The sequence below is a fragment of the Duganella sp. GW821-FHT01E12 genome (genome assembly GCF_059422325.1).
Map to the genome: position 1 here is coordinate 298,974 of NZ_JBWKWR010000001.1, position 26,216 is coordinate 325,189.

At 63.8% G+C, this 26,216-nt stretch carries 26 protein-coding genes; 9 read left to right on the plus strand and 17 right to left on the minus strand.

Annotated features, from left to right (window positions below):
• Nucleotides 1-136: 136 nt before the first annotated feature.
• From AC07WS_RS01095 to AC07WS_RS01115, 5 genes are all read right to left on the minus strand, one after another.
• Nucleotides 137-838 (minus strand): REP-associated tyrosine transposase, encoded by a 702-nt coding sequence (locus AC07WS_RS01095; RefSeq protein WP_494727317.1) that lies wholly within the window; start codon nt 836-838, stop codon nt 137-139.
• Nucleotides 839-895: 57 nt separating this feature from the next.
• Nucleotides 896-2,527 carry a methyl-accepting chemotaxis protein gene (locus tag AC07WS_RS01100; RefSeq protein WP_494727318.1) on the minus strand — a complete coding sequence of 544 codons (1,632 nt, stop codon included), beginning with the start codon at nt 2,525-2,527 and terminating at the stop codon, nt 896-898.
• A gap of 67 nt (nt 2,528-2,594) precedes the next feature.
• Nucleotides 2,595-3,275, minus strand: coding sequence for a response regulator transcription factor (locus AC07WS_RS01105; protein ID WP_161089562.1), 681 nt, complete (start codon nt 3,273-3,275; stop codon nt 2,595-2,597).
• Nucleotides 3,276-3,330: 55 nt separating this feature from the next.
• Nucleotides 3,331-4,464, minus strand: a complete 1,134-nt coding sequence (locus AC07WS_RS01110; protein ID WP_494727319.1) for a PAS domain-containing sensor histidine kinase — start codon at nt 4,462-4,464, stop codon at nt 3,331-3,333.
• Nucleotides 4,465-7,593 carry a DEAD/DEAH box helicase gene (locus AC07WS_RS01115; RefSeq protein ID WP_494727320.1) on the minus strand — a complete coding sequence of 1,043 codons (3,129 nt, stop codon included), beginning with the start codon at nt 7,591-7,593 and terminating at the stop codon, nt 4,465-4,467. It abuts the gene before it with no gap.
• Nucleotides 7,594-7,807: 214 nt separating this feature from the next.
• On the opposite strand from AC07WS_RS01115, the gene AC07WS_RS01120 reads away from it, so the two are divergent.
• Nucleotides 7,808-10,156: a Tex family protein gene (locus AC07WS_RS01120; protein ID WP_494727321.1), complete on the plus strand. Its 2,349-nt coding sequence runs from the start codon at nt 7,808-7,810 to the stop codon at nt 10,154-10,156.
• Here the strand turns inward: AC07WS_RS01120 and AC07WS_RS01125 are convergent.
• The 3 genes from AC07WS_RS01125 to AC07WS_RS01135 are packed head-to-tail and all read right to left on the minus strand — an operon-like array spanning nt 10,153 to nt 11,567.
• Nucleotides 10,153-10,704, minus strand: coding sequence for a DUF2812 domain-containing protein (locus AC07WS_RS01125; RefSeq protein ID WP_494727322.1), 552 nt, complete (start codon nt 10,702-10,704; stop codon nt 10,153-10,155). The genes AC07WS_RS01120 and AC07WS_RS01125 overlap by 4 nt on opposite strands.
• A gap of 8 nt (nt 10,705-10,712) precedes the next feature.
• Nucleotides 10,713-11,234, minus strand: coding sequence for a DUF2812 domain-containing protein (locus AC07WS_RS01130; protein WP_494727323.1), 522 nt, complete (start codon nt 11,232-11,234; stop codon nt 10,713-10,715).
• 9 nt (nt 11,235-11,243) lie between these two features.
• Nucleotides 11,244-11,567, minus strand: coding sequence for a PadR family transcriptional regulator (locus AC07WS_RS01135; RefSeq protein ID WP_494727324.1), 324 nt, complete (start codon nt 11,565-11,567; stop codon nt 11,244-11,246).
• Between the two features lie 149 nt (nt 11,568-11,716).
• Here AC07WS_RS01135 and grxD point away from each other — a divergent pair, with 149 nt between their 5' ends.
• Nucleotides 11,717-12,028: a Grx4 family monothiol glutaredoxin gene (gene grxD, locus AC07WS_RS01140; protein ID WP_008443113.1), complete on the plus strand. Its 312-nt coding sequence runs from the start codon at nt 11,717-11,719 to the stop codon at nt 12,026-12,028.
• Nucleotides 12,021-12,617: a UbiX family flavin prenyltransferase gene (locus AC07WS_RS01145; protein ID WP_494727325.1), complete on the plus strand. Its 597-nt coding sequence runs from the start codon at nt 12,021-12,023 to the stop codon at nt 12,615-12,617. Before grxD ends, AC07WS_RS01145 begins: the two co-directional genes overlap by 8 nt.
• A gap of 15 nt (nt 12,618-12,632) precedes the next feature.
• Here the strand turns inward: AC07WS_RS01145 and AC07WS_RS01150 are convergent, their stop codons facing one another.
• From AC07WS_RS01150 to AC07WS_RS01160, 3 genes are all read right to left on the minus strand, one after another.
• Nucleotides 12,633-12,803: a hypothetical protein gene (locus tag AC07WS_RS01150; protein ID WP_020703835.1), complete on the minus strand. Its 171-nt coding sequence runs from the start codon at nt 12,801-12,803 to the stop codon at nt 12,633-12,635.
• A gap of 248 nt (nt 12,804-13,051) precedes the next feature.
• Complete coding sequence (locus AC07WS_RS01155; protein ID WP_026334739.1) at nt 13,052-13,459, minus strand: hypothetical protein; 408 nt, start codon at nt 13,457-13,459, stop codon at nt 13,052-13,054.
• A gap of 243 nt (nt 13,460-13,702) precedes the next feature.
• A complete protein-coding gene (locus tag AC07WS_RS01160; RefSeq protein WP_494727326.1) occupies nt 13,703-14,743 on the minus strand; it encodes an MBL fold metallo-hydrolase in 1,041 nt (346 codons plus the stop codon).
• 86 nt (nt 14,744-14,829) lie between these two features.
• Here AC07WS_RS01160 and AC07WS_RS01165 point away from each other — a divergent pair, with 86 nt between their 5' ends.
• The 6 genes from AC07WS_RS01165 (at nt 14,830) to AC07WS_RS01190 (ending at nt 21,438) form a co-directional block, all read left to right on the plus strand.
• On the plus strand, nt 14,830-15,234 hold the full coding sequence (locus AC07WS_RS01165) for a MerR family transcriptional regulator (RefSeq protein WP_117012222.1): 405 nt from the start codon (nt 14,830-14,832) through the stop codon (nt 15,232-15,234).
• 112 nt (nt 15,235-15,346) lie between these two features.
• Nucleotides 15,347-16,531 (plus strand): isovaleryl-CoA dehydrogenase, encoded by a 1,185-nt coding sequence (locus AC07WS_RS01170; RefSeq protein WP_494727327.1) that lies wholly within the window; start codon nt 15,347-15,349, stop codon nt 16,529-16,531.
• 66 nt (nt 16,532-16,597) lie between these two features.
• Complete coding sequence (gene aceK / locus AC07WS_RS01175; protein ID WP_494727328.1) at nt 16,598-18,421, plus strand: bifunctional isocitrate dehydrogenase kinase/phosphatase; 1,824 nt, start codon at nt 16,598-16,600, stop codon at nt 18,419-18,421.
• The gene (locus AC07WS_RS01180; protein WP_494727329.1) at nt 18,414-19,613 is read left to right on the plus strand and encodes an acetyl-CoA C-acyltransferase; all 1,200 of its coding nucleotides are present in this window, start codon (nt 18,414-18,416) and stop codon (nt 19,611-19,613) included. Before aceK ends, AC07WS_RS01180 begins: the two co-directional genes overlap by 8 nt.
• A 4-nt stretch (nt 19,614-19,617) precedes the next feature.
• The gene (locus AC07WS_RS01185) at nt 19,618-20,286 is read left to right on the plus strand and encodes an SDR family oxidoreductase (RefSeq protein ID WP_494727330.1); all 669 of its coding nucleotides are present in this window, start codon (nt 19,618-19,620) and stop codon (nt 20,284-20,286) included.
• Between the two features lie 24 nt (nt 20,287-20,310).
• Entirely contained in the window at nt 20,311-21,438 is a 1,128-nt protein-coding gene (locus tag AC07WS_RS01190; protein WP_494727331.1) for an acyl-CoA dehydrogenase family protein, read from the plus strand.
• Between the two features lie 115 nt (nt 21,439-21,553).
• On the opposite strand, the gene AC07WS_RS01195 is transcribed toward AC07WS_RS01190, so the two are convergent.
• The 6 genes from AC07WS_RS01195 to AC07WS_RS01220 all read right to left on the minus strand — a co-directional run bounded on the left by AC07WS_RS01195 (nt 21,554) and on the right by AC07WS_RS01220 (nt 26,198).
• On the minus strand, nt 21,554-22,129 hold the full coding sequence (locus AC07WS_RS01195) for a flavin reductase family protein (protein WP_494727332.1): 576 nt from the start codon (nt 22,127-22,129) through the stop codon (nt 21,554-21,556).
• The gene (arsH, locus tag AC07WS_RS01200; RefSeq protein ID WP_494727333.1) at nt 22,129-22,833 is read right to left on the minus strand and encodes an arsenical resistance protein ArsH; all 705 of its coding nucleotides are present in this window, start codon (nt 22,831-22,833) and stop codon (nt 22,129-22,131) included. The genes AC07WS_RS01195 and arsH overlap by 1 nt, the downstream gene beginning before the upstream one ends.
• Before the next feature lie 9 nt (nt 22,834-22,842).
• Nucleotides 22,843-24,123: an arsenic transporter gene (locus AC07WS_RS01205; RefSeq protein WP_494727334.1), complete on the minus strand. Its 1,281-nt coding sequence runs from the start codon at nt 24,121-24,123 to the stop codon at nt 22,843-22,845.
• Complete coding sequence (locus tag AC07WS_RS01210; protein ID WP_494727335.1) at nt 24,123-24,596, minus strand: arsenate reductase ArsC; 474 nt, start codon at nt 24,594-24,596, stop codon at nt 24,123-24,125. Before AC07WS_RS01210 ends, AC07WS_RS01205 begins: the two co-directional genes overlap by 1 nt.
• Complete coding sequence (locus tag AC07WS_RS01215; protein ID WP_494727336.1) at nt 24,593-24,907, minus strand: ArsR/SmtB family transcription factor; 315 nt, start codon at nt 24,905-24,907, stop codon at nt 24,593-24,595. The genes AC07WS_RS01210 and AC07WS_RS01215 overlap by 4 nt, the downstream gene beginning before the upstream one ends.
• Nucleotides 24,908-25,280: 373 nt before the next feature.
• The gene (locus tag AC07WS_RS01220; protein WP_494727337.1) at nt 25,281-26,198 is read right to left on the minus strand and encodes a YihY/virulence factor BrkB family protein; all 918 of its coding nucleotides are present in this window, start codon (nt 26,196-26,198) and stop codon (nt 25,281-25,283) included.
• Nucleotides 26,199-26,216: the final 18 nt, after the last annotated feature.

Sequence of the window (26,216 nt, forward strand, 5' to 3'; positions counted from 1 at the left end):
AACTTCAACAATAACAATTAGGGTCGGAGTCGAATTAATTTTTTCCAAGTTGCTGAAAATTTTAATTAGGGACAGAGTGATGGGGGTTTTAAAAAAACCGCAGGGACTGGCGATCCCCACGGTTTGGTCTAGTCGCTCAGGCCGCTTCAGGCTTGATTTTGAACGGTCTGCCGCGCTTGGCCGGCAAGACCTGGCGCTTGACCTTGTGCTGCAGCGCCGTCTTGAATTGCTCCGTGCCCAGCGGCCAGCCCTTGAGCAGCGCCTTGCCGATGACGGCGATCTCGTCCTCGCTCAAGGCCGGCTCGGCCAGCGCGATATAGGCCGCCTCGCGCTGGAACGGCGTGTTGCCCAGCTCCCAGAACTTCGGATGGTCGACGATCAGGCCGTCGGAACGCAGGCCGGCGTGGTGCGGATAGCTGGACCACGGATAATCCTCGGCCCGCGCCACCATGCCGTTGCGCACCGGATTGAACTCGATATACCGGCTGCATGACATGAAGTATTGCTCGGCGTCGATCAGCGAGGTTTTGTAGCGTCCGTTCCACAAAGTGCCGCTGCGGCCGTATTTTTGGTTGAAGTAGGGCACGTAATAGCGGCCTATCCACTGCATCATCTGGCCCAGGCCGTCCGCGTCGGCCGGCGTGACCAGCAAATGCAGGTGGTCCGGCATCAACACATAGGCGTGCACCGCCACCTTGTAGTTCTTGGCGGCGGTGCGCAGCCAGCCGAGGAAGGCCTGGTAATCCTCGGTCTCGCGGAAGATCGGCTGGTTGTTGTTGCCGGTCTGGATGACATGGTGCGGCTGGCCGGGGACGATCAAACGGGGTAGACGTGCCATAAATTTGAGCAAAACGAATCGGAAACACCGATTCTACACCACTCTGTCCCCGATTAATCAAGCGCCCAGCAAAACCGGCCTGACTCTGTCCCTGTTTTTCGGCGCGTGGCCGGAAAGCTGGAACACGCTGACCACGCGGGCCAGCGCCCCGCTCTGGTCCTGCAGCGCGGCGGAGGCCGCCGCCGCCTCCTCGACCAGGGCCGCGTTCTGCTGCGTCACCTGGTCCATCTGCGCGATGGCGCGGTTGATCTGCTCGATGCCGTTGGTCTGCTCGGCGCTGGCGGCGGTGATTTCGCCGATGATGTCGGTCACACGCCGCACGTTGACGACGATTTCCCGCATCGTGCTGCCCGCTTGAGCCACCAGGCGCGCGCCGCTTTCCACCTTGTCGACCGAGTTGTTGATCAGTTCCTTGATCTCCTTCGCCGCGCTGGCGCTGCGCTGGGCCAGATTGCGCACCTCGGTGGCCACCACGGCGAAGCCACGGCCCTGGTCGCCGGCGCGGGCCGCCTCCACCGCCGCGTTCAAGGCCAGGATGTTGGTCTGGAAAGCGATGCCGTCGATCACGGCGATGATGTCGACAATCTTGTGCGCCGACGCGCTGATCTCGCTCATGGTGCCGACCACTTCATCGACCACGCTGCCGCCCTTGACCGCCACCTCGGAGGCGGACAGCGCCAGCGTGTGCGCCTGGCGCGAGTTGTTGCCGTTCTGTTTGACGGTGGCGGTCAGTTCCTCCATCGACGAGGCGGTCTGCTGCAGCGAACTGGCCTGCTGCTCGGTGCGGGCCGACAGGTCGAGGTTGCCGCTGGCGATCTGGCCGGAAGCGGTGGCGATGGTGTCGGTGCCGCTGCGGACCTGGCCGACGATGTTGATCAGGCTGGCGTTCATGTCCTTCAGCGCCTGCAGCAGCACACCGGTCTCGTCCTTGCTGCGCACGTCGATCTTGCTGCTCAGGTCGCCGGCCGCGACGGTCTGCGCCACCCGCACCGCCTTGTGGATGGGGCCGGTAATCGAGATGCCGATCACATACGCGAACCAGGCCCCCAGCACCAGCGCGCCGGCGGTCAGCGCCAACAGGAAGCGCTGGCCGGAATGGTATTGCTGCTGCACCTCCGCCGCCAGCGCGCGGCCGACGCCGGCCTCGTAGTCGCCGATTTTTTGTACGCTGTCCAGGTAGGCATTGAATTGCGATTCCAGCTTGTTGTCGGCCAGCGCGCGGGCGCCGGCCAGGTCGCTGCTTTTCTTGAGCTTGAACAAAAGGTCGCGGCTGGCCGCATAACCCTTGCGCACCGACGCGACCGCTTCCAGCAAGGCTTTTTCCTCGCTGCTGGTGAGCAGGGGTTCGAGTTGCTTCTGTATGGCGTTGACGCGCGCGCGGGTGGCGGCGGCCTTATCGGCGAGGGCCGGGGATTCGGCGGTTTCGGTATTGCGGGCGAAGGCCAGCACGCCGACGCCGCTGATGCTGATCTGGTTATGCCATTCGGCGGTCAGCCGCTCCTTGACGCTGGCGCTGCCGACCATCTGTTCGGTCAGATCCCCCACCGCCTGCAGGCGCCACATGCCCGCCATGGCCATGCCGACGATGAGCAACATCACCAGGCCGAAGCCGCCAGCCAGGCGCATCCCAATTTTCCAGTCGCTGTAACGCATTGCAATTCTCCCCAACATTGAACGTGGAAAATTCATGCTACGACAAAGCTGCGCCTAGGAAACTCTCACATTTCCACAGTACAGAAATACTATTGAGTTTGACTCAAGATAAGTTAAAGCTGGCGGAGAGGCTGTAGCCCTCGCCGTAGGCGCTGCGCAGGGGCAAGTCCTGGCCGAGGCCCGTGCGGGCTTTTTTGCGTAAACGATACACCAGCATGTCGACCCGGCGGCCGGCGTCCGGATCGTCGCCGCCGATGCCGGCCACGATGACCTGGCGCGGCACGGGACGGGTGTTAATCGTCAGCAAGTGAAGGAAATTGCATTCTTTCTCGGTCAGCGTGATCGCCATGCCTTGCAGCTCCAGCTGGCGGGCGCTCACGCGCAGCGTCCACTTGCTGGGCGCCGGGATGGTTTCCTGCGGGCCGACGCGGCGGTCCAGCGCCTCGATGTGGGCGGCCAGTTCCGGGAACTTGATCGGCTTGGTCAGATAGTGGTCGGCGCCCAGGCGCAGGCCGAGGATGCGGTTGTCGAAGGCCACGCGGCCGGTCAGCACCAGCAGGCCGATCTGCGGATACAGCTGGCGCATCCGGGGTATCACATTGAAACCGTCTTCGTCCGGCAAGCCCAGATCGAGCACCACCACGCCGACATTGCCCTGGCTGAGGGCCGACCACATTTCGCTGGCATTGTTAGTGATATGCACTTCGTGTTCAAGCTCAGTCAAAAACTCTGCCATTTCTTCGGCATAGTCCAGATTGTCTTCCACGATGAGTATTTGCGTCATTGATGCGCCATTCGATCGATTATTGAGCAACGGTGCTCAGTCCTGCCCTGCTGCTTCAGCTTGCGTCCAAGGAATTATCACTGCTGCCACCCGCCCGCGCAAGGCTTTTCCCGGCAGCGGCCCCAACCGGCAGCCAAATCCGAAATTCCGCGCCGCTTTCAGAAACATTTGTAGCCGTCAGCGTGCCCCCATGGACGTCCACCACCGCGCGCGCCATATACAGGCCCAGGCCCGATCCGGCGACGCCGACGGCATTGCTGCCGCGGAAGGATTTGTCGAACACATGCGCCAGTTCGGCCGCCGGCACGCCGGCTCCGCGATCGCGCACCAGGAACTCGACGCCGCCCTCGCTTGCCATATTGCCTATCAATTCTATCGGAGTATTGGCGCTTGTGTACTTAATTGCATTGTCCAGCAAGATTTCCAGACATAAGCGCACACCGGCGGGATCGCAGCGCATCCATTGCGGCAGCGAACCGGTGCGCACGCTGACGGTGTCGCGCCGGCGGCGCGCCTGTTCGGCCACCGATTCCAGCAGCGTGGCGGGCGAGATTTCGTTCGGCTGGCGCTCGCGGCCGATGCTGGCCATGCGCTCGGGCGACAGGTACTCGTCCAGCATCGCCAGCATGCGGTCGACCGCGGTCTGGATCTTGCGGTAGCGCTTGCGCGTGGCTTCGTCGTGATGGGCGCCGGTCATTTCCAGGCGCTGCACGGCGCCGTCGATGGTCGACAGCGGCGTGCGGAATTCGTGCGACAGCATGGACGCGAATTTCTTCTGCTGCGCCGCCAGCTCGCGCCGCGCGCTCAGGTCGCGCACCACGCCGACCACCGAGACGGCGGCGCCGTGCGCATCGACGATCAGGGTCGATTCGATTTCCACCGGCAGCAGGCGGCCGTCCGCGTGCGGCAGCTCGGTTTCGCGCAGCAGGCGAACGCGGCTCGGGTCGCCGCCGGCGTGGCGCTCCAGCCGGGCCGGCAGCTGCCGCAACAGGTCGGCGGCCAGCGCCTGCGCGGACTCCAGCGTGTAGCCGAACTGGCGTTCGGCGGCGGGACTGAGCCAGGTCAGGCGCTGGCTGGCGCAGTCGGCCATCCAGCTGACCTCGCCGCTGTGCTGGAGCAGCAGGCGGTAGCGTTCCGCTTCCTCCTGCGACCGGCGCAGCGCCGCTTGCAGTTCGTCGACGGTCGCCACTTATTCCGCCAGCGGGGCGAAGATCTGCTGCAAGTCCTCCTGGGTGAGCGCCATTTTCTGCGACTCGCCTTCGGCCAGGATGGATTGCGCCAGATCGGATTTCTTCTGCTGCAGCAGCTGGATTTTCTCCTCCAGCGTGCCCTTGGCGATCAGCTTGTAGACGAACACCGGCTTGTCCTGGCCGATGCGCCAGGCGCGGTCGGTGGCCTGGTTTTCCGCCGCCGGATTCCACCACGGATCGTAGTGGATGACCGTGTCGGCCGCCGTCAGGTTCAGGCCGACGCCGCCCGCCTTCAGGCTGATCAGGAAGATCGGCACCGCGCCCTGCTGGAACGCCGCCACCTGCGCGCTGCGGTCCTTGGTCTCGCCGGTCAGCAAGGCATACGGGATATCGCGCGCCTCCAGTTCCTCCTCGATCAGCTCGAGCATGCTGGTGAACTGCGAGAACACCAGGATCTTGCGGTTTTCCTCCAGCAGATCCTCGACCATCTGCATCAGGTCGATCAGCTTGGCCGAGCCGGCCGTCTGCTTCTTCGACGGCAGCGACTTGACCAGGCGCGGATCGCAGCATACCTGGCGCAGCTTGAGCAGCGCCTCCAGGATCACGATCTGGCTGCGCGCCACGCCCTTGCGGTCGATCTCCTCGCGCACCTTCTGGTCCATGGCCAGGCGCACCGTCTCGTACAGATCGCGCTGGGCGCCGGTCAGTTCGACCTTGCGCACCATCTCGGTCTTGGGCGGCAGTTCCTTGGCCACGTTGTCCTTGGTCCGGCGCAGCAGGAAGGGCTTGATGCGGCGGTTCAGCAGCGCGCGCCGCAGCGGGTCGTCCTGGCGCTCGATCGGGTGGCGGAACACGGTGTTGAAACCCTTCTCGTCGCCGAGCAGGCCCGGCAGCAGGAAGTGGAATTGCGACCACAGCTCGCCCAGGTGGTTTTCCAGCGGCGTGCCGGACAGGCACAGCCGATGGCGCGCGCGCAACAGGCCGGCGCTTTGCGCGGCCTTGCTGCGGGTGTTCTTGATGTAGTGCGATTCGTCCAGGATGACCAGGTGGAAATCGTGCTCGCGCAGCTTTTCCTCGTCGCGCGGCAGCAGCGCGTAGGTGGTCAGCACCAGGTCGGCCTCTTCGATCTGGTCGAACTGGCCCATGCGGTCCTTGCCTTGCAACAGCAGCACGCGCAGGCCGGGCGCGAAGCGCGCCGCTTCCTCCTGCCAGTTGCCCATCAGGCTGGTCGGCGCGATCACCAGCGCCGGCGCGGTCAGGCGGCCGGCCTCCTTCTCGACCAGGATGTGGGCCAGCGTCTGCACGGTCTTGCCCAGGCCCATGTCATCGGCCAGGATGCCGGCGAAGCCGTACTCGCGCAGGAACTGCATCCACGACAGGCCGTCGGTCTGGTAGTCGCGCAGTGTGGCCTGCAGGCCGGCCGGCGTGGCGATGCGCTTGACGGCGCCGAACTGGTTCAGGCGCGCGCCCATTTCGCGCAGTTCGGCGCCGCCGGTCCAGTTGAGCTCGACGTTGCGGGCCAGGTCGTCCAGGCGCGCCGCGTCCAGCGTGGCCATGCGCAGCGAGGTCTTGATCTTGTCGCTGAAGTACAGCTCGCCCAGGGTGGTCAAGATGGGCTTGACGCGGCCCCACGGCAGGGCGACGCGGCTGCCGTCGGGCAGCGTGGCCAGCATCTGGTCCTCGTCGCCGTGCTGGGCGATGGTTTTCGGGTTGAAGTCGTTCGGCGCGCTGCGGATCATCTGCACCAGCACCGGCAGCAGCGGCACGCGGTCCTGCTCGACCATGATGCCCAGCTCCAGCTCGAACCAGGCGTGGCCGCCGTCGGCCGGGTCTTCCACCACGTCGGCGTACCAGTCGCCGACGTCGCTGACGTCGTAGCGGTATTTGACGGTTTTTTCGACCTTCCAGCCGGCTTGCTTGAGCGCGTCGATGCCGTCGCGGGCGAAGCGCAGCCATTCGGCCTGGCTCGGCAGCAACAGGCCGCCCTTGACGCTGCTCAGCGGCAGCGTGACCGGCGGGTGGAAGTGGCGCTCGGTCAGCAGCGACAGGGCCAGTTCCTCGGCGGCGCTGTCGCGCTGGATGATTTCGGTCACTTCGCCCTTCTGGCGCACCACGCGCTGCGACGGGTCGAAGGACACGCGCTCACCGTCGTAGTCGAAGGACAGCACGGCGAAGTCGTGCCAGCGCTGCAGCGAGCCGTCGGCCAGCATGGCCGCGTCCAAGGTCAGCACCGGGCGCGGCTTGACGTCGTCGCGCACCCGCTGCGGCAGCGGCTGCGGCAGCGGCATCAGCTGTTGCAGGCCGTGGGCCAGCAGCAGCTGCGACACGCGCATCTTGTCGTTGTTGGTCAGCAGCGGGGCTTGCGCCACCAGCGCCTGCAGGTCGGCCAGCGGGATCGAGGCGCCGCCCTGGTTGAGCTGCAGCACGCCGCAGGACAGGTTGTCGATGTACCACGGCGGATCGGTCGGCAGCATGTAGTCGACCTGGTCGGCGCCCACGTGCTTGGCGTTCGGCGGCGCCTGCACCTGCCAGCCCAGCCGCAGGCCCTTGCCTTCCTCGCGCCAGGCCAGGTTGGCCTCGCGCATCACACCGCCCTTGAGCGGGTAGACCAGGCCGTTGCCGACATCGGCCCAGGAGTTTGCCCAAAGCAACTTATCCTGTTCGGCCAGCATGTTGAGCAGGGCCGCGCCGATCTTGCCGCGCGGTTCGGTGGCGGAGCCGGTCTGGGAATTCTGCCCGCTGCGCATGGCGACGAAGAAACGGATCAAGTCCTCGTCGCCGGGCGCGAGGAAGCTCGGCGGCGCCGACAGCAGCGAGAACACCTCGCTCACCGGGCTGGCCGCGGCGACGTCGCCGTTCGAGCGCAGCCGCGCCTTGTACAGGCACAGCGCCACATGGCGGCCGCCGCTGGTGGGCGCCATCACGTAGATCAGCTTGTATTGGGTCTGCTGCTTGGGATCGTTATCGACCGGCGGCGCGCTCAGTTTGGCTTTGGGATGCGCTGCGGCATCCACACGCTGCAGCCAGGTGGCTACGGCGTACGACAATTGATTCGCGGGCGGCGCAGGGCGTACGGGGGCTGCCGGGGCAGCTGGGACATCGGTGGCGTCGTCGCGGGTAAAATCCATAGGTCGCATTGTTGGTCAGCATGGTTCAAAAACGGCAACAGGCGATATTATCCGCCATACACGCCTTCGTGTTTGCGGATTCTTCAAAAACCCGCATGTAAACGTGTTACTTGCGTGTCACTTCGGCCGCCCACAGTCCGTTTGGACTGTCAAGACTGGCACATTCGCGCCGATTGCGTATCATTCCGGGCTTGACTGCTTAGGAATCGCCCACATGTTGCCTTCTATCGAACAACGTCTTGCCCTGGAACTGACTTGCAAACCGGTGCAGGTCGCCGCCGCCATCGCCCTGCTGGACGAAGGCGCCACGGTGCCCTTCATCGCCCGCTACCGGAAAGAAGCCACCGGCGGCCTGGACGACATTCAACTGCGGCTGCTCGAAGAACGGCTGCGCTACCTGCGCGAGCTGGAAGACCGCCGCGCCGCCATCGTGGCATCGATCACCGAGCAGAATAAAATGACGCCCGAACTGCTAGATGCTGTCATGCATGCAGAAGACAAGACCCGTCTTGAAGACTTATACCTGCCCTACAAGCAAAAACGCCGCACCAAGGCGCAAATCGCCATCGAAGCGGGCCTGGCGCCGCTGGCCGACGGCCTGCTGGCCAATCCGGAACTGAATCCGGAAATGGAGGCCAACAAATACCTGCGCGACGCCTTCACCACCGCCGAGGGCAACAATCCGGGCGTGGCCGACATCAAGGCCGCGCTGGACGGCGCGCGCCAGATCCTGATGGAACGTTTTGCCGAAGATGCAACCTTGCTGCAGTCCCTGCGCGAATATGTGCAAGAGCATGGCATCGTTGAGTCCAAAGTTGTTGAAGGAAAGCAAGACGAAGGCGAAAAATTCGCCGATTACTTCGATTATTCCGAAACCATAGGCACGGTGCCGTCGCACCGCGCGCTGGCCCTGCTGCGCGGCCGCCGCGAGGGCATCCTCGACGTCACGCTGCGGCTGGACACCGAGGCCGAGAAACCGAAGTGGGACGCGCCGCACAATCCGTGCGAAGGCCGCATCGCCGCCCGTTTCGGCATCAAGAACCAGGGCCGTCCGGCCGACAAGTGGCTGGGCGACACGGCCCGCTGGACCTGGCGCGTGAAGAGCTTCATGCACCTGGAAACCGAGCTGATGGGCGCGCTGCGCGAGCGTTCCGAGCTCGACGCGATCAATGTCTTCGCCACCAACCTGAAGGCGCTGCTGCTGGCCGCGCCGGCCGGCCAGCGCGCCACCATGGGCCTGGACCCGGGCCTTCGCACCGGCGTCAAGGTGGCGGTGGTGGACGCCACCGGCAAGGTGGTCGACACCGCCGTGATCTATCCGCACCAGCCCAAGAACGACTGGGACGGCTCGCTGCACACGCTGGGCAAGCTGGCCGCCAAGCACAATGTGTCGCTCATTTCGATCGGCAACGGCACCGCCTCGCGCGAGACCGACAAGCTGGCGCAGGACCTGATCAAGCGCTTCCCTGAGCAAAAAATGAGCAAGATCGTCGTCTCGGAGGCGGGCGCGTCGGTGTACTCGGCCTCGGAATTCGCCTCGCGCGAATTGCCGGACATGGACGTGTCGCTGCGCGGCGCGGTGTCGATCGCACGCCGCCTGCAGGACCCGCTGGCCGAGCTGGTCAAGATCGATCCGAAATCGATCGGCGTCGGCCAGTACCAGCACGACGTCTCGCAGACCCAGCTGGCCCGCTCGCTGGACGCGGTGGTCGAGGATTGCGTGAACGCGGTCGGGGTGGACGTCAACACCGCCTCGGCGCCGCTGCTGGCGCGCGTGTCGGGCCTGTCGGCCTCGGTGGCGCAGGCCATTGTGTCCTACCGCGACGTCAAGGGCGCGTTCACCTCGCGCGCGGCGCTCAAATCGGTGCCGCGCCTGGGCGACAAGACCTTCGAACAGGCGGCCGGCTTCCTGCGCGTGATGGGCGGCGAGAACCCGCTGGACGCCTCGGCGGTGCACCCGGAATCGTATCCGCTGGTGGAGAAAATCCTCGGCGACATCAAGAAGGACATCAAGGCGGTGATCGGCGAAACCGCGCTGATCAAGACGCTCAACCCGGCCAAGTACGCCGACGACAAGTTCGGCGTGCCGACCATCTCCGATATTTTGAAGGAGCTGGAGAAGCCCGGCCGCGATCCGCGTCCCGAGTTCACCACCGCCACCTTCAAGGAAGGCGTGGAAGAGATCCGCGACCTGCGTCCGGACATGATCCTGGAAGGCGTGGTCACCAACGTGGCCGCGTTCGGCGCCTTCGTCGACATCGGCGTGCACCAGGACGGGCTGGTGCACATCTCGGCGCTGTCGAACACCTTCGTCAAGGATCCGCACACGGTGGTCAAGGCGGGGCAGGTGGTCAAGGTCAAGGTGCTGGAGGTGGACGAGAAGCGCAAGCGCATCGCCCTGACCATGCGCCTGACCGACAGCGCGCCGCAAGCCGGTTCGCAACCGCAGCAGCGCGGCGACCGCAACGACCGCAAGAGCATGGGCCAGCACCAGAAGCAGGCCGCCAAGTCCGAGCCGATCGGCGGCAGCATGGCGGCCGCCTTCGCCAAGCTGCGGGGTTAAGCCTGCTTCAAGTCGCGGATGCGGCGGCCGGTCTTGGTGATGCCATACAGCATTAGCAACAACAGCGCGACATTCATCCACCGCACCGCCGCGGGGACGCCGGTCAGGTGGGCCGGCCCCCCCAGCAGTTCGGGCCAGTGTCCGCTGCTGATCAGGATGGCCGGCAGCTGCGCCACCGCGCCCACGCACAGCACGACGAGCACCCTGCGGTACCTGCGTATCCGGCCTGCGTTGTCGGTATAGATTTCCATCACCGCGCCGGCCTTGCGGGTTTTGCGCCAGCAATGCCAAATCCCGGTGGAGGCCACATACTCCCAGCCGGCATCCTGCAATAGCTGCATGTAATGCGGATCACGCCGCTGAGCGCCCATGTCCCAACGATAGGCCACGTCCGCCGGCGCGCCGCGCACGAAGCTGTGCATGCCGATGGCGTTGGTGTCGAGCAGATGCAGCCCCTGGGCCGCCATGCTCTGCAGCCATTGCTCGTGTTTGTCATCCTTCCAGGCCCACCAGGATTTGAACTTCCGAACTACGGTACCGTTTTCCACATAACCTCCTATCTCAGAGCTGCAATACGCTGCCCCAGTTTGAGCAGGCTGTATGCGCAAAGCAGAAAGATACCGATGCTCAGCGTTTCCAGCGCGGTCCAGGCGGCTGAGCTTCCCCACCGTTGCCAACCGCGCACGTTGTAGAGTTGAAATCCCACGATCAGCGCGAACGGCGCCAGCATGCGCCAGTATTTACGGCGTTTGTCCGCGTTGTCGGTGAACAGCTCCGGCGCCGGTTCGCCAGCCTTGATGGGGTGGCGCCAGCAATGCCAGCCGGCGGTCACCACGGCCACGTATTCCCAACCCGCATCCTTCAACAAGCGCTGATAAGCCGGATCGAAACTGTCGGCGCATATCTCCATCCGGTAAGCGACGTCCGCCGGCACACCCCGCTCGAAGACGTGGATGCCGAACACGTTCATCGAACGTAGATGTAAGCCTTGCGCTGCCATACGCTGCAACCAGGCCTCGCATTGCTCGTCCTGCCAGGCAAACCAGAACTTGTATTTCGTCACCAGATCCATGTCCATACCACCTCCTCAGGATGCATGCAGCAACGCGCGGGCGTTGCCGACCATGATTTCCAGCCGGCGCACCTGCTCGGCCAGCACCTTCCGTCCCAACTCCGTCAGCGCATACACCTTGCGCCGTTCCTCTTCCGCCACCTTGACGATCAAGGCCTGCTTTTCCAGCGTGCCGAACACGCCGTACAGGGTGCCCGGCCCCAGCGTGACGCTGCCGCCGCTCATTGTTTCCACCTTCTGCATGATGGCGTAGCCGTGCAGCGGTTCGTTCAGCGCCAGCATCACGTAAAACGTGGCCTCGGACAGCGGCAAATACTTCGAATAATGGATATCGCCCATCGCGGCCCTTTGTATCGTGTATCGCTATATCGATAACCGATATAGCGATACACGCTATACTACCAATGATTTTCGCCGTGTCAACCACGCGGCGGCCGCATTTCTTATAAAATGACGGCATCTAATTACATCTTTTCACTGAGGCAGCTATGAGCGACGTACAAACCTGGATCAAAGAAACCGTGACCAACACCCCGGTGGTGCTGTTCATGAAGGGCACCGCCCAGTTCCCGCAATGCGGCTTCTCCGGCCGCGCCATCCAGATCCTGAAAGCTTGCGGCGTTGAGAACATTGCAACCGTGAACGTGCTGGAAGATCCTGAAGTCCGCCAGGGTATCAAGGATTATTCGAACTGGCCGACCATTCCTCAGCTCTACGTCAAGGGCGAATTCATCGGCGGTTCGGACATCATGAACGAAATGTTCGAGTCGGGCGAGTTGAAGGCCCTGCTGGATGCCTGATCGTCCGCGGCGGATCATTATCGCCATCACCGGCGCCACCGGCGCGGTGTATGGCGTGCGTCTGCTGCAACAGTTACAACACACCGCCGACGTGGAGACGCATCTGATCGTCTCGGACGCGGCGGTCCTCACGCTGCACCAGGAAACCGGCTTGCAGCGGCGCGAGGTCGAGGCGCTGGCCCACGTGGTGCACAAGGTGCGCGACGTCGGCGCGACCATCGCCAGCGGTTCTTTCCAGTCGGATGGGATGATTATCGCGCCGTGCTCGATGAAGACGCTGGCGTCGGTGGCGCACGGCCTGTCGGACAATCTGGTCGCGCGCGCGGCCGACGTGGTGCTCAAGGAGCGCCGCCGGCTGGTGCTGATGGTGAGGGAAACGCCGTTCAACCTGGCGCATCTGCGCAATATGACGGCGGTGACGGAAATGGGCGGGATCATCTTCCCGCCGCTGCCCAGTTTTTACCACAACCCGCAAAGCATTGCGGAGATGGTCGACCACACGGTGGGCCGGGTGCTGGATTTGTTCAGCATCGAGCATGCACTGGCCCCGCGCTGGAACGGCATGAAGTCCGCCAGCGAACCAAACTAACCTACCCGTGCCGCGCTAGCGTTTATCGAACTGCGATCCGCTGGCCTTCTTCAGATCCCGTGCTTCCTCAACCATGCGGCGATGGGCGATACGCTTGCGCATCACCTCGGCATGCTGGGCGGCGGTCATCGGGGGGACGGTCATCAAATCTTTTAGCTGCGCGACGTTGCTGTAGTTACTTTTCATAAGACGGCTCAAAAGCTTGGCTCCCGAAGTAAATGCTGCGGTTCAGCGGCGCTGATGGCCTATTGTGCCTCAAAACCGTGTCGGAACTATGACAATTCGTAAAGCCTTCCAAAAATAAAAAAGGCGCCCCCTCGGGGACGCCCATTCCGAACAAAAACTGGACTTTCCGTGAAACTAGTTTCACACGGAAACACTTCAACGGTCAGCCACAAACGGTAAAAATAACTCCGTAGTAGTACATAAAATGACTACTTTTGGTAGTTGACTCGCACCAACATGCGTATAAATTCGCGTGCAATCTGGCGATGATGCTCATCCAGGCGTTGCAAATCCGCGATCAACTTGACGTCGGCCGACTCGAAACGCGACAGACCGTTGCCGCCTTCGCCAGTGGGCGCGTCCGCCTCGGCGCCGCCAAAGCGCAGCCATTCGGCCGGCACGCCCAGCCATTGCGCGATCATGCGCAGCTTTTCCTGGGTGGGAATCGCCTCGCCTACCAGCCACTTGCGGGCGGCATGGACGGTGATGGGCCTGCCATCGAAGCGGATATTGAATTCCCGCGCCAACCGCGTGGGACTGTCGGGGGAGTAGTGGGCGTTTTTGAGAGCCTGTTGCAAGCGCTGGCTAAAGCTTTCGCGTTCATTAGAAGAATTCATAATTGCACTATTTCACGTTGCGTCATGAAAGTCAGTCTCTTGTTTTTAAGACCTGATTGTGACGTGATGGGATTTTATAATTAACACTTTATCCTCTGTAAGTGCAAACGCCCGCAACAACAGGCGCCGAACTTTATTCGGTTTCCCGCTGCGAAATGGGCTGAAGCCTCGGCGCCGTTTTCAGCGGAAATAGTGAAGTTATTACAATAACACTACTGCTAGTTTACGGCCAGAGTTTCGACGCTACGCGACGCGGAAGCGTATGATGCCGTCCGCCCCTGTTTCACGGCGCACGATACCGTCATGCCACAATTTGTGCAGATGGGCCAGCGCCTCGCCCAGCGCAAAGCTAAGCTGGTGGGCGTCCAGCGGCCGTTTGAACATCAGCGGCACGATGTCCGCCGCCGACTGCCAGGCGCGGCAGGCGTCGGCCACTTCGGCCAGCCGCTCGACGTGGTGCTGGCGCAACTGGGCGATGCGGGTGTGCAATCCGCGGAACAGTTTGCCATGCGAGGGCAGCACCAATACATCATTCGGCAAGTCAACAAACTTGCTTAATGATTCCAAGTACAGCGTCAGCGAGTTCGCTTCCGGCTCGACCGCGAAAACCGATACATTGGTGGAAATGCGCGGCAGCACCATATCGCCGGAAATCAGCACGTTCAATTCCGCGCAATACAGCGCCGCGTGCTCGGGGGAATGGCCGAAACCGGTGATCACCCGCCAGCGCTGTCCGCCGACCGCCAGCGCCTGCCCGTCCTGGATGCGGGTGTAGGCGGGCGGCACCGACGGCACCAAGGTCGGATAGTAGTTTTTCCGGCTGCCCATTTTTTCCAGCATGTCGGGGTCGCGCAGGCCGTGGCGCTGGAAGTGCGGCAGCGCCGCCAGGCCATCCACGCCCGGCAGCGCGGCCGACATCATGCGCGCGAAGGCGTATTCGCCGGCGGTGGTCCACAGCGGCGCGTCCCAGCGGCGGCACAGCCAGTCGGCCAGGCCGATGTGGTCGGGATGGCAATGGGTGGCGAACACCCGCCGCACCGGCAGGCCGTCCAGGCCGTTTTCGAAAATGGACTCCCAGGCGGCGCGGGTGGCGTCGGCGGCCACGCCGCTGTCGACCACGCTCCAGCCTTCGCCGTCGCGCAACAACCAGAGGTTGATATGATCCAACGCAAACGGCAGCGGCATGCGCAGCCAGCGCAGGCCCGGCGCGATCTCGTGCACGGCGCCGGTGGCCGGGATGGTGTCGCCCAGCGGATAGTCCAGTTGCGATTCGAGCGGGTTCATTTTTCTTCTTTCAGGATGTCAGGCGCGCTACAATGTGCTTGACGTTGACGTAAACGGAATAGTACGACTTTACCGCAAACCTAGAGATGCCCACCTACACCATCACCGAACTGGCCCGTGAATTCGATATCACGGCGCGCGCGATCCGCTTTTACGAAGACCAGGGCCTGCTGAGCCCGTCCCGCGAAGGCGCGGGCGGCCGCAACCGCGTCTACACGCCGCGCGACCGCACCCGCCTCAAGCTGACTCTGCGCGGCAAGCGCCTGGGCCTGTCGCTGTCGGAAATCAAGAGCCTGGTCGACATGTACGAATCGCCCAAGGATACCAGCGCCCAGATGAACCGCTTCCTGGGCGTGCTGGCGCAGCACCGCGAAACGCTGGAACAGCAGCGCGAGGACATCGAAATGTCGCTGGCCGAGATCACCGCCCACGAGGACGAATGCAAGCGCCTGCTGGCCGCCATCGGCGAACCCCGGCCGGCCACTATCTGACAAAAATAACAAGATTGCGTGGCGGCCCACCGCCACCGCTGCTTTACGTTTACGTTAACGTCACACCGGCGTATTATTGACGCTTCCAACAAAACACAAGAATGAGGACGACATGCTCCATCTCCCAGGCCTGACCTTTGACCACGGCGAAGACATCGCCGCCCTGCGCGAAGCCGTGCAACAGTTCGCCGCCGCAGAAATCGCGCCGCGCGCCGCAGAAATCGACCGTAACGACCAGTTCCCGATGGACCTGTGGCGCAAGATGGGCGAGCTGGGCGTGCTCGGCATCACCGTCGGCGAGGAATACGGCGGCGCCAACATGGGCTACCTGGCCCACATCGTCGCGATGGAGGAAATCTCGCGCGCCTCTGCCTCGGTCGGCCTGTCATACGGCGCCCACTCGAACCTGTGCGTCAACCAGATCAAGCGCAACGGCACCGAAGAGCAAAAACAAAAATACCTGCCCAAGCTGATCTCCGGCGAACACGTGGGCGCGCTGGCGATGTCCGAGCCGAACGCCGGTTCCGACGTGGTCAGCATGAAGCTGCGCGCCGACTTCAAGGGCGACCGCTGGGTGCTCAACGGCACCAAGATGTGGATCACCAACGGCCCCGATGCCGACGTGCTGGTGGTCTACGCCAAGAACGACCTGGAAGCCGGCCCGCGCGGCATGACCGCCTTCCTGATCGAAAAAGGTTTCAAGGGCTTCTCCGTGGCCCAGAAGCTCGACAAGCTGGGCATGCGCGGCTCGCACACCGGCGAGCTGGTATTCGACAACTGCGAAGTGCCGGCCGAGAACGTGCTGGGCGGCCTGGGCAAGGGCGTCAACGTGCTGATGTCCGGCCTGGACTTCGAGCGCACCGTGCTGTCCGGCGGCCCGCTGGGCATCATGCAGGCGTGCATGGACGCGGTCGTGCCCTACATCCACGACCGCAAGCAATTCGGCCAGCCGATCGGCGAATTCCAGCTGATGCAGGGTAAGATTGCGGATATGTACTCGACCATGATGGCGTGCAAGGCATATGTGTACGCCGTCGGTCAGGCCTGCGACCGGGCCAAAACTCCGGAAGCGGTTCGCCAGTTGCGCAAGGATGCAGCGGGAGCCATTTTGTATAGCGCAGAAAAAGCGACCTGGATGGCCGGCGAGGCGATCCAGACGCTGGGCGGCAACGGCTACATCAACGAGTATCCGGTCGGCCGCCTGTGGCGCGACGCCAAGTTGTATGAGATTGGCGCCGGCACCAGCGAAATCCGCCGCATGCTGATCGGCCGCGAACTGTTCGCGGAAACCAAGTAAGCATCGTGTGCGTTGGCTGGACCGGCGGCTGTATGAACCTCCGCTAACGCACACCAGGGCTGACCCATGATCCAGGCTGCTTTTCCCAAACTGCTGCGCTCGCAGATCGCGTTCGATATCGCGCGCACCATCCGCGACGGCTTCGACAAGCACTACCGCCTGTTCCGGCTCACCAGCCAGCAGGCCAAGCAGCATTTCGAACAGGGCGCCTGGCGCATCGCGCAGCAGGCCGCGCGCGAGCGCATCGGCTTCTACGACCGCCGCGTGCAGGAATGCGTGCAGATGCTGGAGGACGAGTACGACCCGGCCGAGCTGACCGACGAGGTGTGGCGCGAACTCAAGCTGCACTACATCGGCATGTTGTCCGACCACAAGCAGCCGGAGCTGGCCGAGACCTTCTTCAACTCGGTCTGCTGCAACATCCTGCACCGCCGCTACTTCCACAACGAGTTCATCTTCGTGCGCCCGGTGGTGTCCACCGAGTACATCGAAACCGAGGAAGTGGCGCCGACCTACCGCGTCTACTACCCCGGCACCGACGGCCTGCACTACACGCTCAAGCGCATCATCACCAACTTCCAGCTGGCCACGAAATTCGCCAACCTGACGCGCGACGTGGCGCAGATCGAAGGCCGGCTGCGCACGCTGTTCGGCGGCATCAAGCTGGAGCCCAACCACCAGATCCATGTGCTGTCGAGCCTGTTCTTCCGCAACAAGGGCGCCTACATCGTCGGCAAGGGCATCAACGGCAACAAGGAATATCCCTTCGTCGTGCCCATCCTGCACAACAAGAACGGCGAGCTGATCCTCGACACCGTGTTGTTCGACCACGAGCAGATCACGATATTGTTCTCGTTCACGCGCGCCTACTTCCTGGTCGACATGGAAGTGCCGTCGGCCTACGTGCAGTTCCTGCGCACGCTGCTGCCGCGCAAGCCGCGCAGCGAGATCTACACCATCCTCGGCCTGCAGAAGCAGGGCAAGACGCTGTTCTACCGCGACTACCTGCAGCACCTGAAGCATTCGTCCGACCTGTTCGACATCGCGCCCGGCATCCGCGGCCTGGTGATGCTGGTGTTCGCGCTGCCGTCGTTCCCCTACGTGTTCAAGGTCATCAAGGATTTCTTCCCGGCGCCCAAGGAAACCACGCGCGCGCTGATCAAGGAAAAATACCTGCTCGTGAAACACCACGACCGCGTCGGCCGCATGGCCGACACGCTGGAATACTCCAACGTCGCCTTCCCGCGCCACCGCTTCAGCGAGGAGCTGATCGCCGAGCTCAAGCATTTCGTGCCGTCGCTGCTGGAGGAGGAGGGCGACCAGCTGGTCATCAAGCACCTGTACATCGAGCGCCGCATGGTGCCGCTCAACATGTGGCTGACCAACGCCGAGAAGGACAACGACGACGTGCAGATCGAGCACGGCGTGCTGGAGTACGGCAACGCTATCAAGGAGCTGGTGGCGGCCAACATCTTCCCCGGCGATATGCTGTACAAGAACTTCGGCGTCACGCGCCACCAGCGCGTGGTGTTCTACGACTACGACGAAATCGAATACATCACCGACTGCAATTTCCGCGTGATCCCGCAAGCGCGCACGGAGGAAGAGGAAATGGCCTCCGAGCCGTGGTACCCGATCGGCAAGTACGACGTCTTCCCCGAACAGTTCGGCCGCTTCCTGCTGGGGAACGCCAAGATCCGCAAGTATTTCATGAAGCACCACAGCGAGCTGCTGACGCAAGCCTGGTGGCAGGCGCGCAAGCAGCGCATCCTCGACGGCTATGTGGAAGACGTGTTCCCATATCCGCAGCACATCCGTTTTTGCAATCAACACACCACCCCACCGGCGGCCATCCAGCCGCCATTTATGGAGACCTTAGAAAATGAATGATCCTATCGTAATCGTCGGTGCGGCACGCACCCCCATGGGCGCCTTCCAGGGCGACTTCTCCGGCAAGGCCGCGCACGACCTGGGCGCCGTCGCGATCCAGGCCGCCGTCGAACGCTCCGGCATCGATGGCAAGCTGGTCGAGCACGTCTACTTCGGCAACTGCCTGATGGCGGGCCAGGGCCAGGCGCCTGCGCGCCAGGCATTGTTGAAGGCCGGCCTGCCGACCTCGACCGGCGCGGTCACGCTGTCGAAAATGTGCGGCTCGGCCATGCAGGCCGCGATCTTCGCGCACGACCAACTGGTCGCAGGCAGCGCCGAAGTGGTGATCGCCGGCGGCATGGAATCGATGACCAACGCGCCCTACCTGGTGCCGAAGGCGCGCGGCGGCTACCGCATCGGCCACGGCATGCTGTTCGACCACATGATGTACGACGGCCTGGAAGACGCCTACTCGCGCAACGAGAAAACCGGCGAAGGCCGCTCGATGGGCACCTTCGCCGAAGAGTGCTCGGCCAAGTACGAGTTCACCCGCGAGGCGCAGGACAACTTCGCCATCGAATCGGTCAAGCGCGCGCAGGTCGCCACCAGCGAGGGCTACTTCAAGTGGGAAATCGCGCCCGTGACCGTGACCAGCCGCGCCGGCGACACCGTCATCGACAAGGATGAAGGCCCGCTCAAGGCCAAGGTCGACAAGATCCCTACGCTGCGCGCCGCGTTCAAGAAGGACGGCACCATCACCGCCGCCTCGTCGTCGTCGATCAACGACGGCGCCGCCGCGCTGGTGATGATGCGCGAATCGACCGCCAAGAAACTGGGCCTGACCGTGATCGCCAAGATCCACGGCCACGCCACCTTCGCGCAGGAGCCCAACCTGTTCACCACCGCACCGATCGGCGCGGTGGAAAAGCTGTACAAGAAAATCGGCTGGGGCACCAAGGACGTCGACCTGTTCGAGATCAACGAAGCGTTCGCCGCCGTGCCGATGGCCGCGATGCGCGACCTCGACATCCCGCACGACAAGGTCAACATCCACGGCGGCGCCTGCGCGCTGGGCCACCCGATCGGCGCATCCGGCGCGCGCATCATCGTCACCCTGATCGGCGCGTTGAAGCGCACCGGCGGCAAGAAGGGCGTGGCGGCGCTGTGCATCGGCGGCGGCGAAGCGACCGCGATGGCCATCGAACTGGCGTAAACGGATGGCGACGGCACTGATCATCGGCGCCTCGCGCGGCATCGGCCTGGAACTGGCGCGCCAGTACCTGGCCGACGGCTGGCGCGTGATCGCCACCGCGCGCAAGCCGGAGGACGTGGACGCATTGGCCGAGCTGGGCGCCGAGGCCCACGGGCTGGACGTGACCAACGTCGAGGCCGTCGCCGGCCTGGGCTGGAAGCTGGACGGGGAGGAGCTCAACGTGGCCATCCTCAACGCCGGCGTGTATGGCCCGCGCCACGACGGCTTCCCGCTGCAGTCGGACTTCGACACGGTGATGCACACCAACGTGCTGGCGGCGATGCGGCTGCTGCCCATCATCGCGCCGATGGTGTGCGCGGTGCGCGGCAAGCTGGCCGTGCTGTCGTCGAAGATGGGTTCGCTCAGCGAGCGCAGCAATCCGAGCGGCTCGCTGTACAGGGCCAGCAAGGCGGCGCTGAACTCGGTGCTGATCGACACGGCGCTGAGCTTCGGCAAGCAGGGCGCGACGTGCGTGGCCCTGCATCCGGGCTGGGTGCGCACGGACATGGGGGGCGGCGAGGCCGACCTCTCGGTGGAACAAAGCGCGGCAGGCATACGCGCAACGCTGGCGGCGCTACCCGCGTCCGACCGGGCGGAGTATCGCAACCACGATGGCACAAGCATCGGCTGGTGATTCAATAACGATAAACGAGACAACATGATACTGAGCGAAGAACACGAAATGATACGCGACGCCCTGCGCACTTTCTCGCAGGAGCGCCTGGCGCCCAACGCGGCCCGCTGGGACAAGGAACATCACTTCCCGAAAGAGGAGCTGAAGGAGCTGGCCGCACTGGGCGCGTTCGGCGTCGCGGTGCCGGAGGCGCTGGGCGGCGCCGGCATGGATTACGTGTCGCTCGCGCTGGTATTGGAAGAAATCGCGGCCGGCGACGGCGGCACCTCCACCATCATCTCGGTCAACAACTGCCCGGTGTGCAGCATCGCGATGATGTACGCCAACGACCAGCAGAAGCAGCAGTGGCTGCGTCCGCTGGCGCAGGGCGAGATGCTGGGCGCCTTCTGCCTGACCGAGCCGCACACCGGCAGCGACGCCGCCGCCCTGCGCACCACCGCCACGCGCGATGGCGACGAGTATGTGCTCAACGGCGTGAAGCAGTTCATCACCAGCGGCAAGTATGCGGACGTGGCCATCGTCATGGCGGTCACCGACAAGGCGGCCGGCAAGAAGGGCATCAGCGCGTTCTGGGTGCCGACATCGACGCCGGGCTACATCGTGGCGGGGCTGGAGCAGAAGATGGGCCAGCATTCGTCGGACACGGCGCAGATTCTGTTCGAGAACTGCCGCATTCCGGCGGAGAATCTGATCGGCGAGGAAGGCCAGGGTTACAAGATCGCGTTGTCGGGCCTGGAGGGCGGGCGCATCGGCATCGCCTCGCAGGCGGTGGGCATGGCGCGCGCGGCGTACGAAGCGGCGCTGGCGTACGCGCGCGATCGCGAAAGCTTTGGCAAGCCGATCTTCGAGCATCAGGCGGTGCAGTTCCGCCTGTCGGACATGGCGACGCAGATCGAAGCGGCGCGCCAGCTGATCCGTCACGCGGCCTCGATGAAGGACGCCGGCCTGCCGTGCCTGAAGGAGGCGGCGATGGCCAAGCTGTTCGCCTCGGAGATGGCGGAGAAGGTGTGCTCGGACGCCATCCAGGTGCACGGCGGTTATGGCTACGTGTCCGACTTCCCGGTGGAGCGCATCTACCGCGACGTGCGCGTCTGCCAGATCTACGAAGGCACCAGCGACATCCAGAAACTGCTGATCGCCCGCGCGCTGTAATCCCCACATTGGGGTTAAGCAATTTGGGGTCAAGTCTGACATTCGGACACGAGCTCTGCCGTAAGCGCACGTTTACGGCAGAGCTCGTGTCCGAATGTCAGACTTGACCCCACGTTTAGGTTTTGACTTTGGCAAGTTCGCCTATGGCGTAGAAGGTGCCGCCGGCGATGTAGTGCAGGCTGCGCCATTCCGGGCCCGCGGACTCGAATTCCCAGTGGCCGTTGCGGAACACGCGGCAGTCCGCCCACGCCGACACCACTTCGCCGATGAACAGGTCGTAAGTCTGCTGGTTGTGCGGCTCCGGCACCACCTTGCAGATCAACCAGCCCGAACAGCCCGCCACCAGCGGCGTCTCCTGGCCTTCCACATGAAACAGCTCGACGCCGCATCGCGCCAGCTTGTCCGGCACATCGGCCAGACTCATGCTACCGACCGCGTGCGTCAGCTCGATCTGCGCCATGTTCGGCACCTGCAGCGCGAAATAGCCGCTCTGCTCGACCAGTCCGCGCGTGGCGGTCGACTTATCCAGCACCACCGTGATTTTCGGAGGCATGAAATCCAGCGCGCACGACCACGCCGCCGCCATCACATCGGCAGTGCCTCCGTGCGTGGCCGAGACCAGCACCGTCGGGCCGTGGTTCAGCAGGCGATACGCTTTTTCCAGTTCCACTGGCAGGGTGTGCGGGTCCATCAAATCTTCCCAAGTTGTCGGTTGATCACCTTGACTGAACGCTCGTTGCGTTCGCTGTAGCGGTCGGTCAGGTAGTCGGTCCTGCCGCGCAGCAGCAGGGTCATCTTGAACAGCTCTTCCATCACGTCCACCACGCGCTCGTAGTACGCGGAAGGACGCATGCGGCCGGCGTCGTCGAATTCCTTGTAGGCCATCGGCACCGACGACTGGTTGGGGATGGTGAACATGCGCATCCAGCGCCCCAGCAGCCGCAGCGTGTTGACCACGTTGAACGACTGCGATCCGCCGCACACCTGCATCACCGCCAGCGTGCGCCCCTGGCTCGGGCGCAACGCGCCTTGCTCCAGCGGTATCCAGTCGATCTGGTTCTTCATCACGGCGGTGATCGCGCCATGGCGCTCCGGGCTGCACCACACCTGGCCCTCGGACCATAGCGACAAGGCGCGCAACTCCCGCACCTTCGGATGGTCTTCCGGCACGCTGCCCGCCATCGGCAACTCGGTCGGGTCGAAGATTTTCACCTCGGCGCCGAAGTGCTCCAGGATACGCGCCGCTTCCTCCGTCAAAAAGCGGCTGAACGAACGTTCGCGCAGCGAGCCATACAGCATCAGGATGCGTGGCGGATGATCGAGGTCACCAACCGGCGCCAGCTTGTCCAGCGTCGGCGTGTCCAGCAGGGCTGGGTTGATGTTGGGCAGGTCCATGTTCACTCCTCAGTTAAGCCGCAGGGCCAGCGCCGCCAGCGTCACCAGCAGCACCGGCAAGGTCAGGCAGATGCCGACGCGGAAGTAGTAGCCCCACGAAATCTTGATGCCTTTGTTTTCCAGCACATGCAGCCACAGCAGCGTGGCCAAGCTGCCGATCGGCGTGATCTTCGGCCCCAGGTCGCTGCCGATCACGTTGGCGTACACCATGGCCTCGCGCGCCGCGCCCTGCGCGGTGCTGGCGTCGATCGACAGCGCGCCGATCAGCACGGTCGGCAGGTTGTTCATGATCGACGACAGGATGGCGGTGATGACACCGGTGCCCATCGCCGCGCCCCACACGCCATGCTGCGCGCAGGCGTTGAGCGCGGCCGTCAGGTAGTCGGTCAGGCCGGCGTTGCGCAGGCCGTACACCACCAGGTACATGCCCAGCGAGAAGACCACGATCTGCCACGGCGCGTTGCCGATCACCTCGCGCGTGGAGATGCGGTGGCCGCGCGCCGCCACCAGCAGCAGCATGGCCGCGCCGACGGCGGAGGTGGCGCTGATCGGCACGCCCAGGTCCTCCAGCCAGAAGAAGCCGATCAACAGCAGGCCCAGCACCCACCAGCCGGTGACGAAGGTGGCGCGGTCGTGGATCGCGTCTTCGGGCCGCTTGACCTGCGCCAGGTCGTAGTCGGCCGGTATGTCGCGGTGGAAGAACCACAGCAGCACCGCCAGCGTGGCGGCCACGGCGACAAAGTTCACCGGCACCATCACCGCCGCGTAGCGCGCGAAGCTGACGTTGAAATAGTCCGCCGAGACGATGTTGACCAGGTTGGACACCACTAGCGGCAGGCTGGCTGTGTCGGCCACGAAGCCGGCCGCCATCACGAAGGCCAGCGTGGCCTTGCCGGAGAACTTCAGCTCGCGCAGCATGGCGATGACGATGGGCGTGAGGATCAGCGCCGCGCCGTCGTTGGCGAACAGCGCCGACACCGCCGCGCCCAGCAGCACGAACATCGCGAACAGCAGCTTGCCGCTGCCGCGTCCCCAGCGCGCCACGTGCAGCGCGGCCCACTCGAAGAAGCCGGCCTTGTCCAGCAACAGGCTGATGACGATGATGGCCACGAAGGTGCCGGTGGCGTTCCACACGATGTGCCACACCACCGGGATGTCGCCGACATGGATCACGCCGGCCAGCAGCGCCACGCAGGCGCCGGCCACCGCGCTCCAGCCTATGCCCAGGCCGCGCGGCTGCCAGATGACCAGGGTCAGCGTCGCCAGGAAGATCAGGGAGGCGGCCAGCATCAGGCCACGCTCAGGCCGCCGATGCGGTCCAGCTCCTGCTTGAGTGCGTTCTTGTCCGCGCTCGGTGGCAAAGCCAGGAAGGCCTCGATGCGGGCGCGTATGATGCGGTAGGCGTGCTCGAAAGCGGCCTCGATTTCCTCCTCGGTGCCGACCACATGGCTGGGATCGTCCACGCCCCAATGCGCGCGCAGCACCTGGCCCAGATAGGCCGGGCAAGTCTCGCCGGCCGCGCTGCCGCAGACGGTGATGACGATGTCCGGCGTGACCGGCAAGTCGTTCCACGATTTGCTGTAGTAGCCCTCGGTGGAAATGCCCTTGCGCGCCAGCAGCGCCACCGCGCGCGGATGCAGCGCGCCCACAGGCTGGCTGCCGGCGCTGATGGCGCGCCAACCCGCTGGCGCCAGATGGTTGAAGACGCCTTCGCTCAACACCGAGCGGCAGGAATTACCGGTACAAAGAAAGAGAACGTTCATGGTGTGCAGGGATTCACGCCGCAGGGCAGGCCGCTGCAGCAGTTTTCGGTAAGGAAGCCGATCAGGCCGTTCATCGCGCCCACGTCGGCCGCGTAGATGATGAAGCGGCCATCCTGGCGCGAGCTGACCATGCCGGCATGGCTCAGCTCCTTCAGGTGGAAGGACAGCGACGACGGCGAGATGGCGAGCCGTTCCGCAATTTTACTGGCGGCCATGCCGTCCGGCCCAGCCTGCACGAGCAGCCGGAACACGGCAAGGCGGCTTTCCTGGGCCAGCGACGACAGGGCCGCCAGAGCTTGTTTGGTTTCCATGCGGCCGATATTACCGCAGGTGATTCGATATTTCAAATAATATCGAAATGAATCGGCCATAAAAAAAAGCCCGCATCTCAGCGGGCTTTGTTCCAATGTATTACCAATGCTTTAATCGTATGCCGGAATCCAGTGCTATCTGCAAAGTGACTCCAGAGTCTCGGACGCCCATGCTATCTGCGTGGTGCCTCCAACGTGTAAATCGACCATCGTATCCGGAATTACAACTCCAGGTTTCGCGTCAACTGCGGTTCGGTCTTACACATATCGAACTGCGGCGCTCCACTTGGATGTGGGACTGTTGTCCGGGATTCCTCCCTCACAACCTCAACCACGAACGTAGTGTAACACAGTTTTTTGTGCGACGCACAAATTATTTTACTTCTGTAGCTTGGGTGGTCATCGGCACCGCTTCGCCCGGCTGGCGGCGGCGGCCGACCCGCTCGAACTCGGAGATGACCTGGGCGCCGAACAGCAGCAAGGTGGCGCCGATCTCCAGGCTGAACATGACGACGATGGCGGTGGTCATCGAGCCGTACACCACGTTCACCTGCGACAAGGTTGAAAAATACCAAACCAGGATGTGGCGCGCCAGTTCCCACAGCAGCGCCGCCGTCACGCCGCCGATCAGCGCGTGCGACAGCGATAGCCGGCCCACCGGCATCACCAGGTAGATCGAAGTCAGCACCAGCACCTCCCCGCCCAGGCCCAGCAGGTACAGCAGCACGCCGGACACGCCGTGCAGCGACCAGCTGTAGCCGAGGAATTGCACGCTTTCCTCGCCCAGCACCTGCAGGCTGCCCGCCACCAGCGTCACCAGCAGCATGCCCACGCCCAGCGACAGGATGTAGCAGTAGGGCATGATCGCCGAGATCAGGAAATGCCGGCGCCGTATCTCGACCCGGTGCTTGAAGATCACGCACATGGCGTTCTCCAGCACGGTGAAGGCCAGCGAGCTGAAGAAAATCATGCTGACCACCAGCACGCCGCCGATCAGGTCGCGGTGTTCGAGGAAGTGGCCGACCTCGGTCACGATGGCCTTGGCCTGGCCCGGCACCAGCCAGTTGAGGTAGCGGCCCAGCGTGGCCAGCAGCTCGTCCTGCGCGATCACGTGCGACAGCGCGACCACCACCAGCATCACCAGCGGCACGATGGACAGCAGCGAGTAATAGGCGACCGCGCCCGCCAGCAGCAAGCCCTGGTTGGCGCGGAAGCCCTTCAGGCATTGCAGCAGGAAGCCCATCGGGTGTGCGCTGACGTGCAGCAGCGCCCTGCGGTTGAATAGTCTCATGCGGCCATTGTACGCATG

Excerpts from the sequence above, each read along its gene's own strand:
- AC07WS_RS01095 (WP_494727317.1), bottom strand. The coding sequence starts at position 838 with ATGGCACGTCTACCCCGTTTGATCGTCCCCGGCCAGCCGCACCATGTC.
- AC07WS_RS01100 (WP_494727318.1), bottom strand. The coding sequence starts at position 2,527 with ATGAATTTTCCACGTTCAATGTTGGGGAGAATTGCAATGCGTTACAGC.
- AC07WS_RS01105 (WP_161089562.1), bottom strand. The coding sequence starts at position 3,275 with ATGACGCAAATACTCATCGTGGAAGACAATCTGGACTATGCCGAAGAA.
- AC07WS_RS01115 (WP_494727320.1), bottom strand. The coding sequence starts at position 7,593 with ATGGATTTTACCCGCGACGACGCCACCGATGTCCCAGCTGCCCCGGCA.
- AC07WS_RS01120 (WP_494727321.1), top strand. The coding sequence starts at position 7,808 with ATGTTGCCTTCTATCGAACAACGTCTTGCCCTGGAACTGACTTGCAAA.
- AC07WS_RS01130 (WP_494727323.1), bottom strand. The coding sequence starts at position 11,234 with ATGGACATGGATCTGGTGACGAAATACAAGTTCTGGTTTGCCTGGCAG.
- AC07WS_RS01135 (WP_494727324.1), bottom strand. The coding sequence starts at position 11,567 with ATGGGCGATATCCATTATTCGAAGTATTTGCCGCTGTCCGAGGCCACG.
- grxD (WP_008443113.1), top strand. The coding sequence starts at position 11,717 with ATGAGCGACGTACAAACCTGGATCAAAGAAACCGTGACCAACACCCCG.
- AC07WS_RS01145 (WP_494727325.1), top strand. The coding sequence starts at position 12,021 with ATGCCTGATCGTCCGCGGCGGATCATTATCGCCATCACCGGCGCCACC.
- AC07WS_RS01150 (WP_020703835.1), bottom strand. The coding sequence starts at position 12,803 with ATGAAAAGTAACTACAGCAACGTCGCGCAGCTAAAAGATTTGATGACC.
- AC07WS_RS01155 (WP_026334739.1), bottom strand. The coding sequence starts at position 13,459 with ATGAATTCTTCTAATGAACGCGAAAGCTTTAGCCAGCGCTTGCAACAG.
- AC07WS_RS01160 (WP_494727326.1), bottom strand. The coding sequence starts at position 14,743 with ATGAACCCGCTCGAATCGCAACTGGACTATCCGCTGGGCGACACCATC.
- AC07WS_RS01165 (WP_117012222.1), top strand. The coding sequence starts at position 14,830 with ATGCCCACCTACACCATCACCGAACTGGCCCGTGAATTCGATATCACG.
- AC07WS_RS01170 (WP_494727327.1), top strand. The coding sequence starts at position 15,347 with ATGCTCCATCTCCCAGGCCTGACCTTTGACCACGGCGAAGACATCGCC.
- aceK (WP_494727328.1), top strand. The coding sequence starts at position 16,598 with ATGATCCAGGCTGCTTTTCCCAAACTGCTGCGCTCGCAGATCGCGTTC.
- AC07WS_RS01180 (WP_494727329.1), top strand. The coding sequence starts at position 18,414 with ATGAATGATCCTATCGTAATCGTCGGTGCGGCACGCACCCCCATGGGC.
- AC07WS_RS01185 (WP_494727330.1), top strand. The coding sequence starts at position 19,618 with ATGGCGACGGCACTGATCATCGGCGCCTCGCGCGGCATCGGCCTGGAA.
- AC07WS_RS01190 (WP_494727331.1), top strand. The coding sequence starts at position 20,311 with ATGATACTGAGCGAAGAACACGAAATGATACGCGACGCCCTGCGCACT.
- AC07WS_RS01195 (WP_494727332.1), bottom strand. The coding sequence starts at position 22,129 with ATGGACCCGCACACCCTGCCAGTGGAACTGGAAAAAGCGTATCGCCTG.
- arsH (WP_494727333.1), bottom strand. The coding sequence starts at position 22,833 with ATGGACCTGCCCAACATCAACCCAGCCCTGCTGGACACGCCGACGCTG.
- AC07WS_RS01205 (WP_494727334.1), bottom strand. The coding sequence starts at position 24,123 with ATGCTGGCCGCCTCCCTGATCTTCCTGGCGACGCTGACCCTGGTCATC.
- AC07WS_RS01210 (WP_494727335.1), bottom strand. The coding sequence starts at position 24,596 with ATGAACGTTCTCTTTCTTTGTACCGGTAATTCCTGCCGCTCGGTGTTG.
- AC07WS_RS01215 (WP_494727336.1), bottom strand. The coding sequence starts at position 24,907 with ATGGAAACCAAACAAGCTCTGGCGGCCCTGTCGTCGCTGGCCCAGGAA.
- AC07WS_RS01220 (WP_494727337.1), bottom strand. The coding sequence starts at position 26,198 with ATGAGACTATTCAACCGCAGGGCGCTGCTGCACGTCAGCGCACACCCG.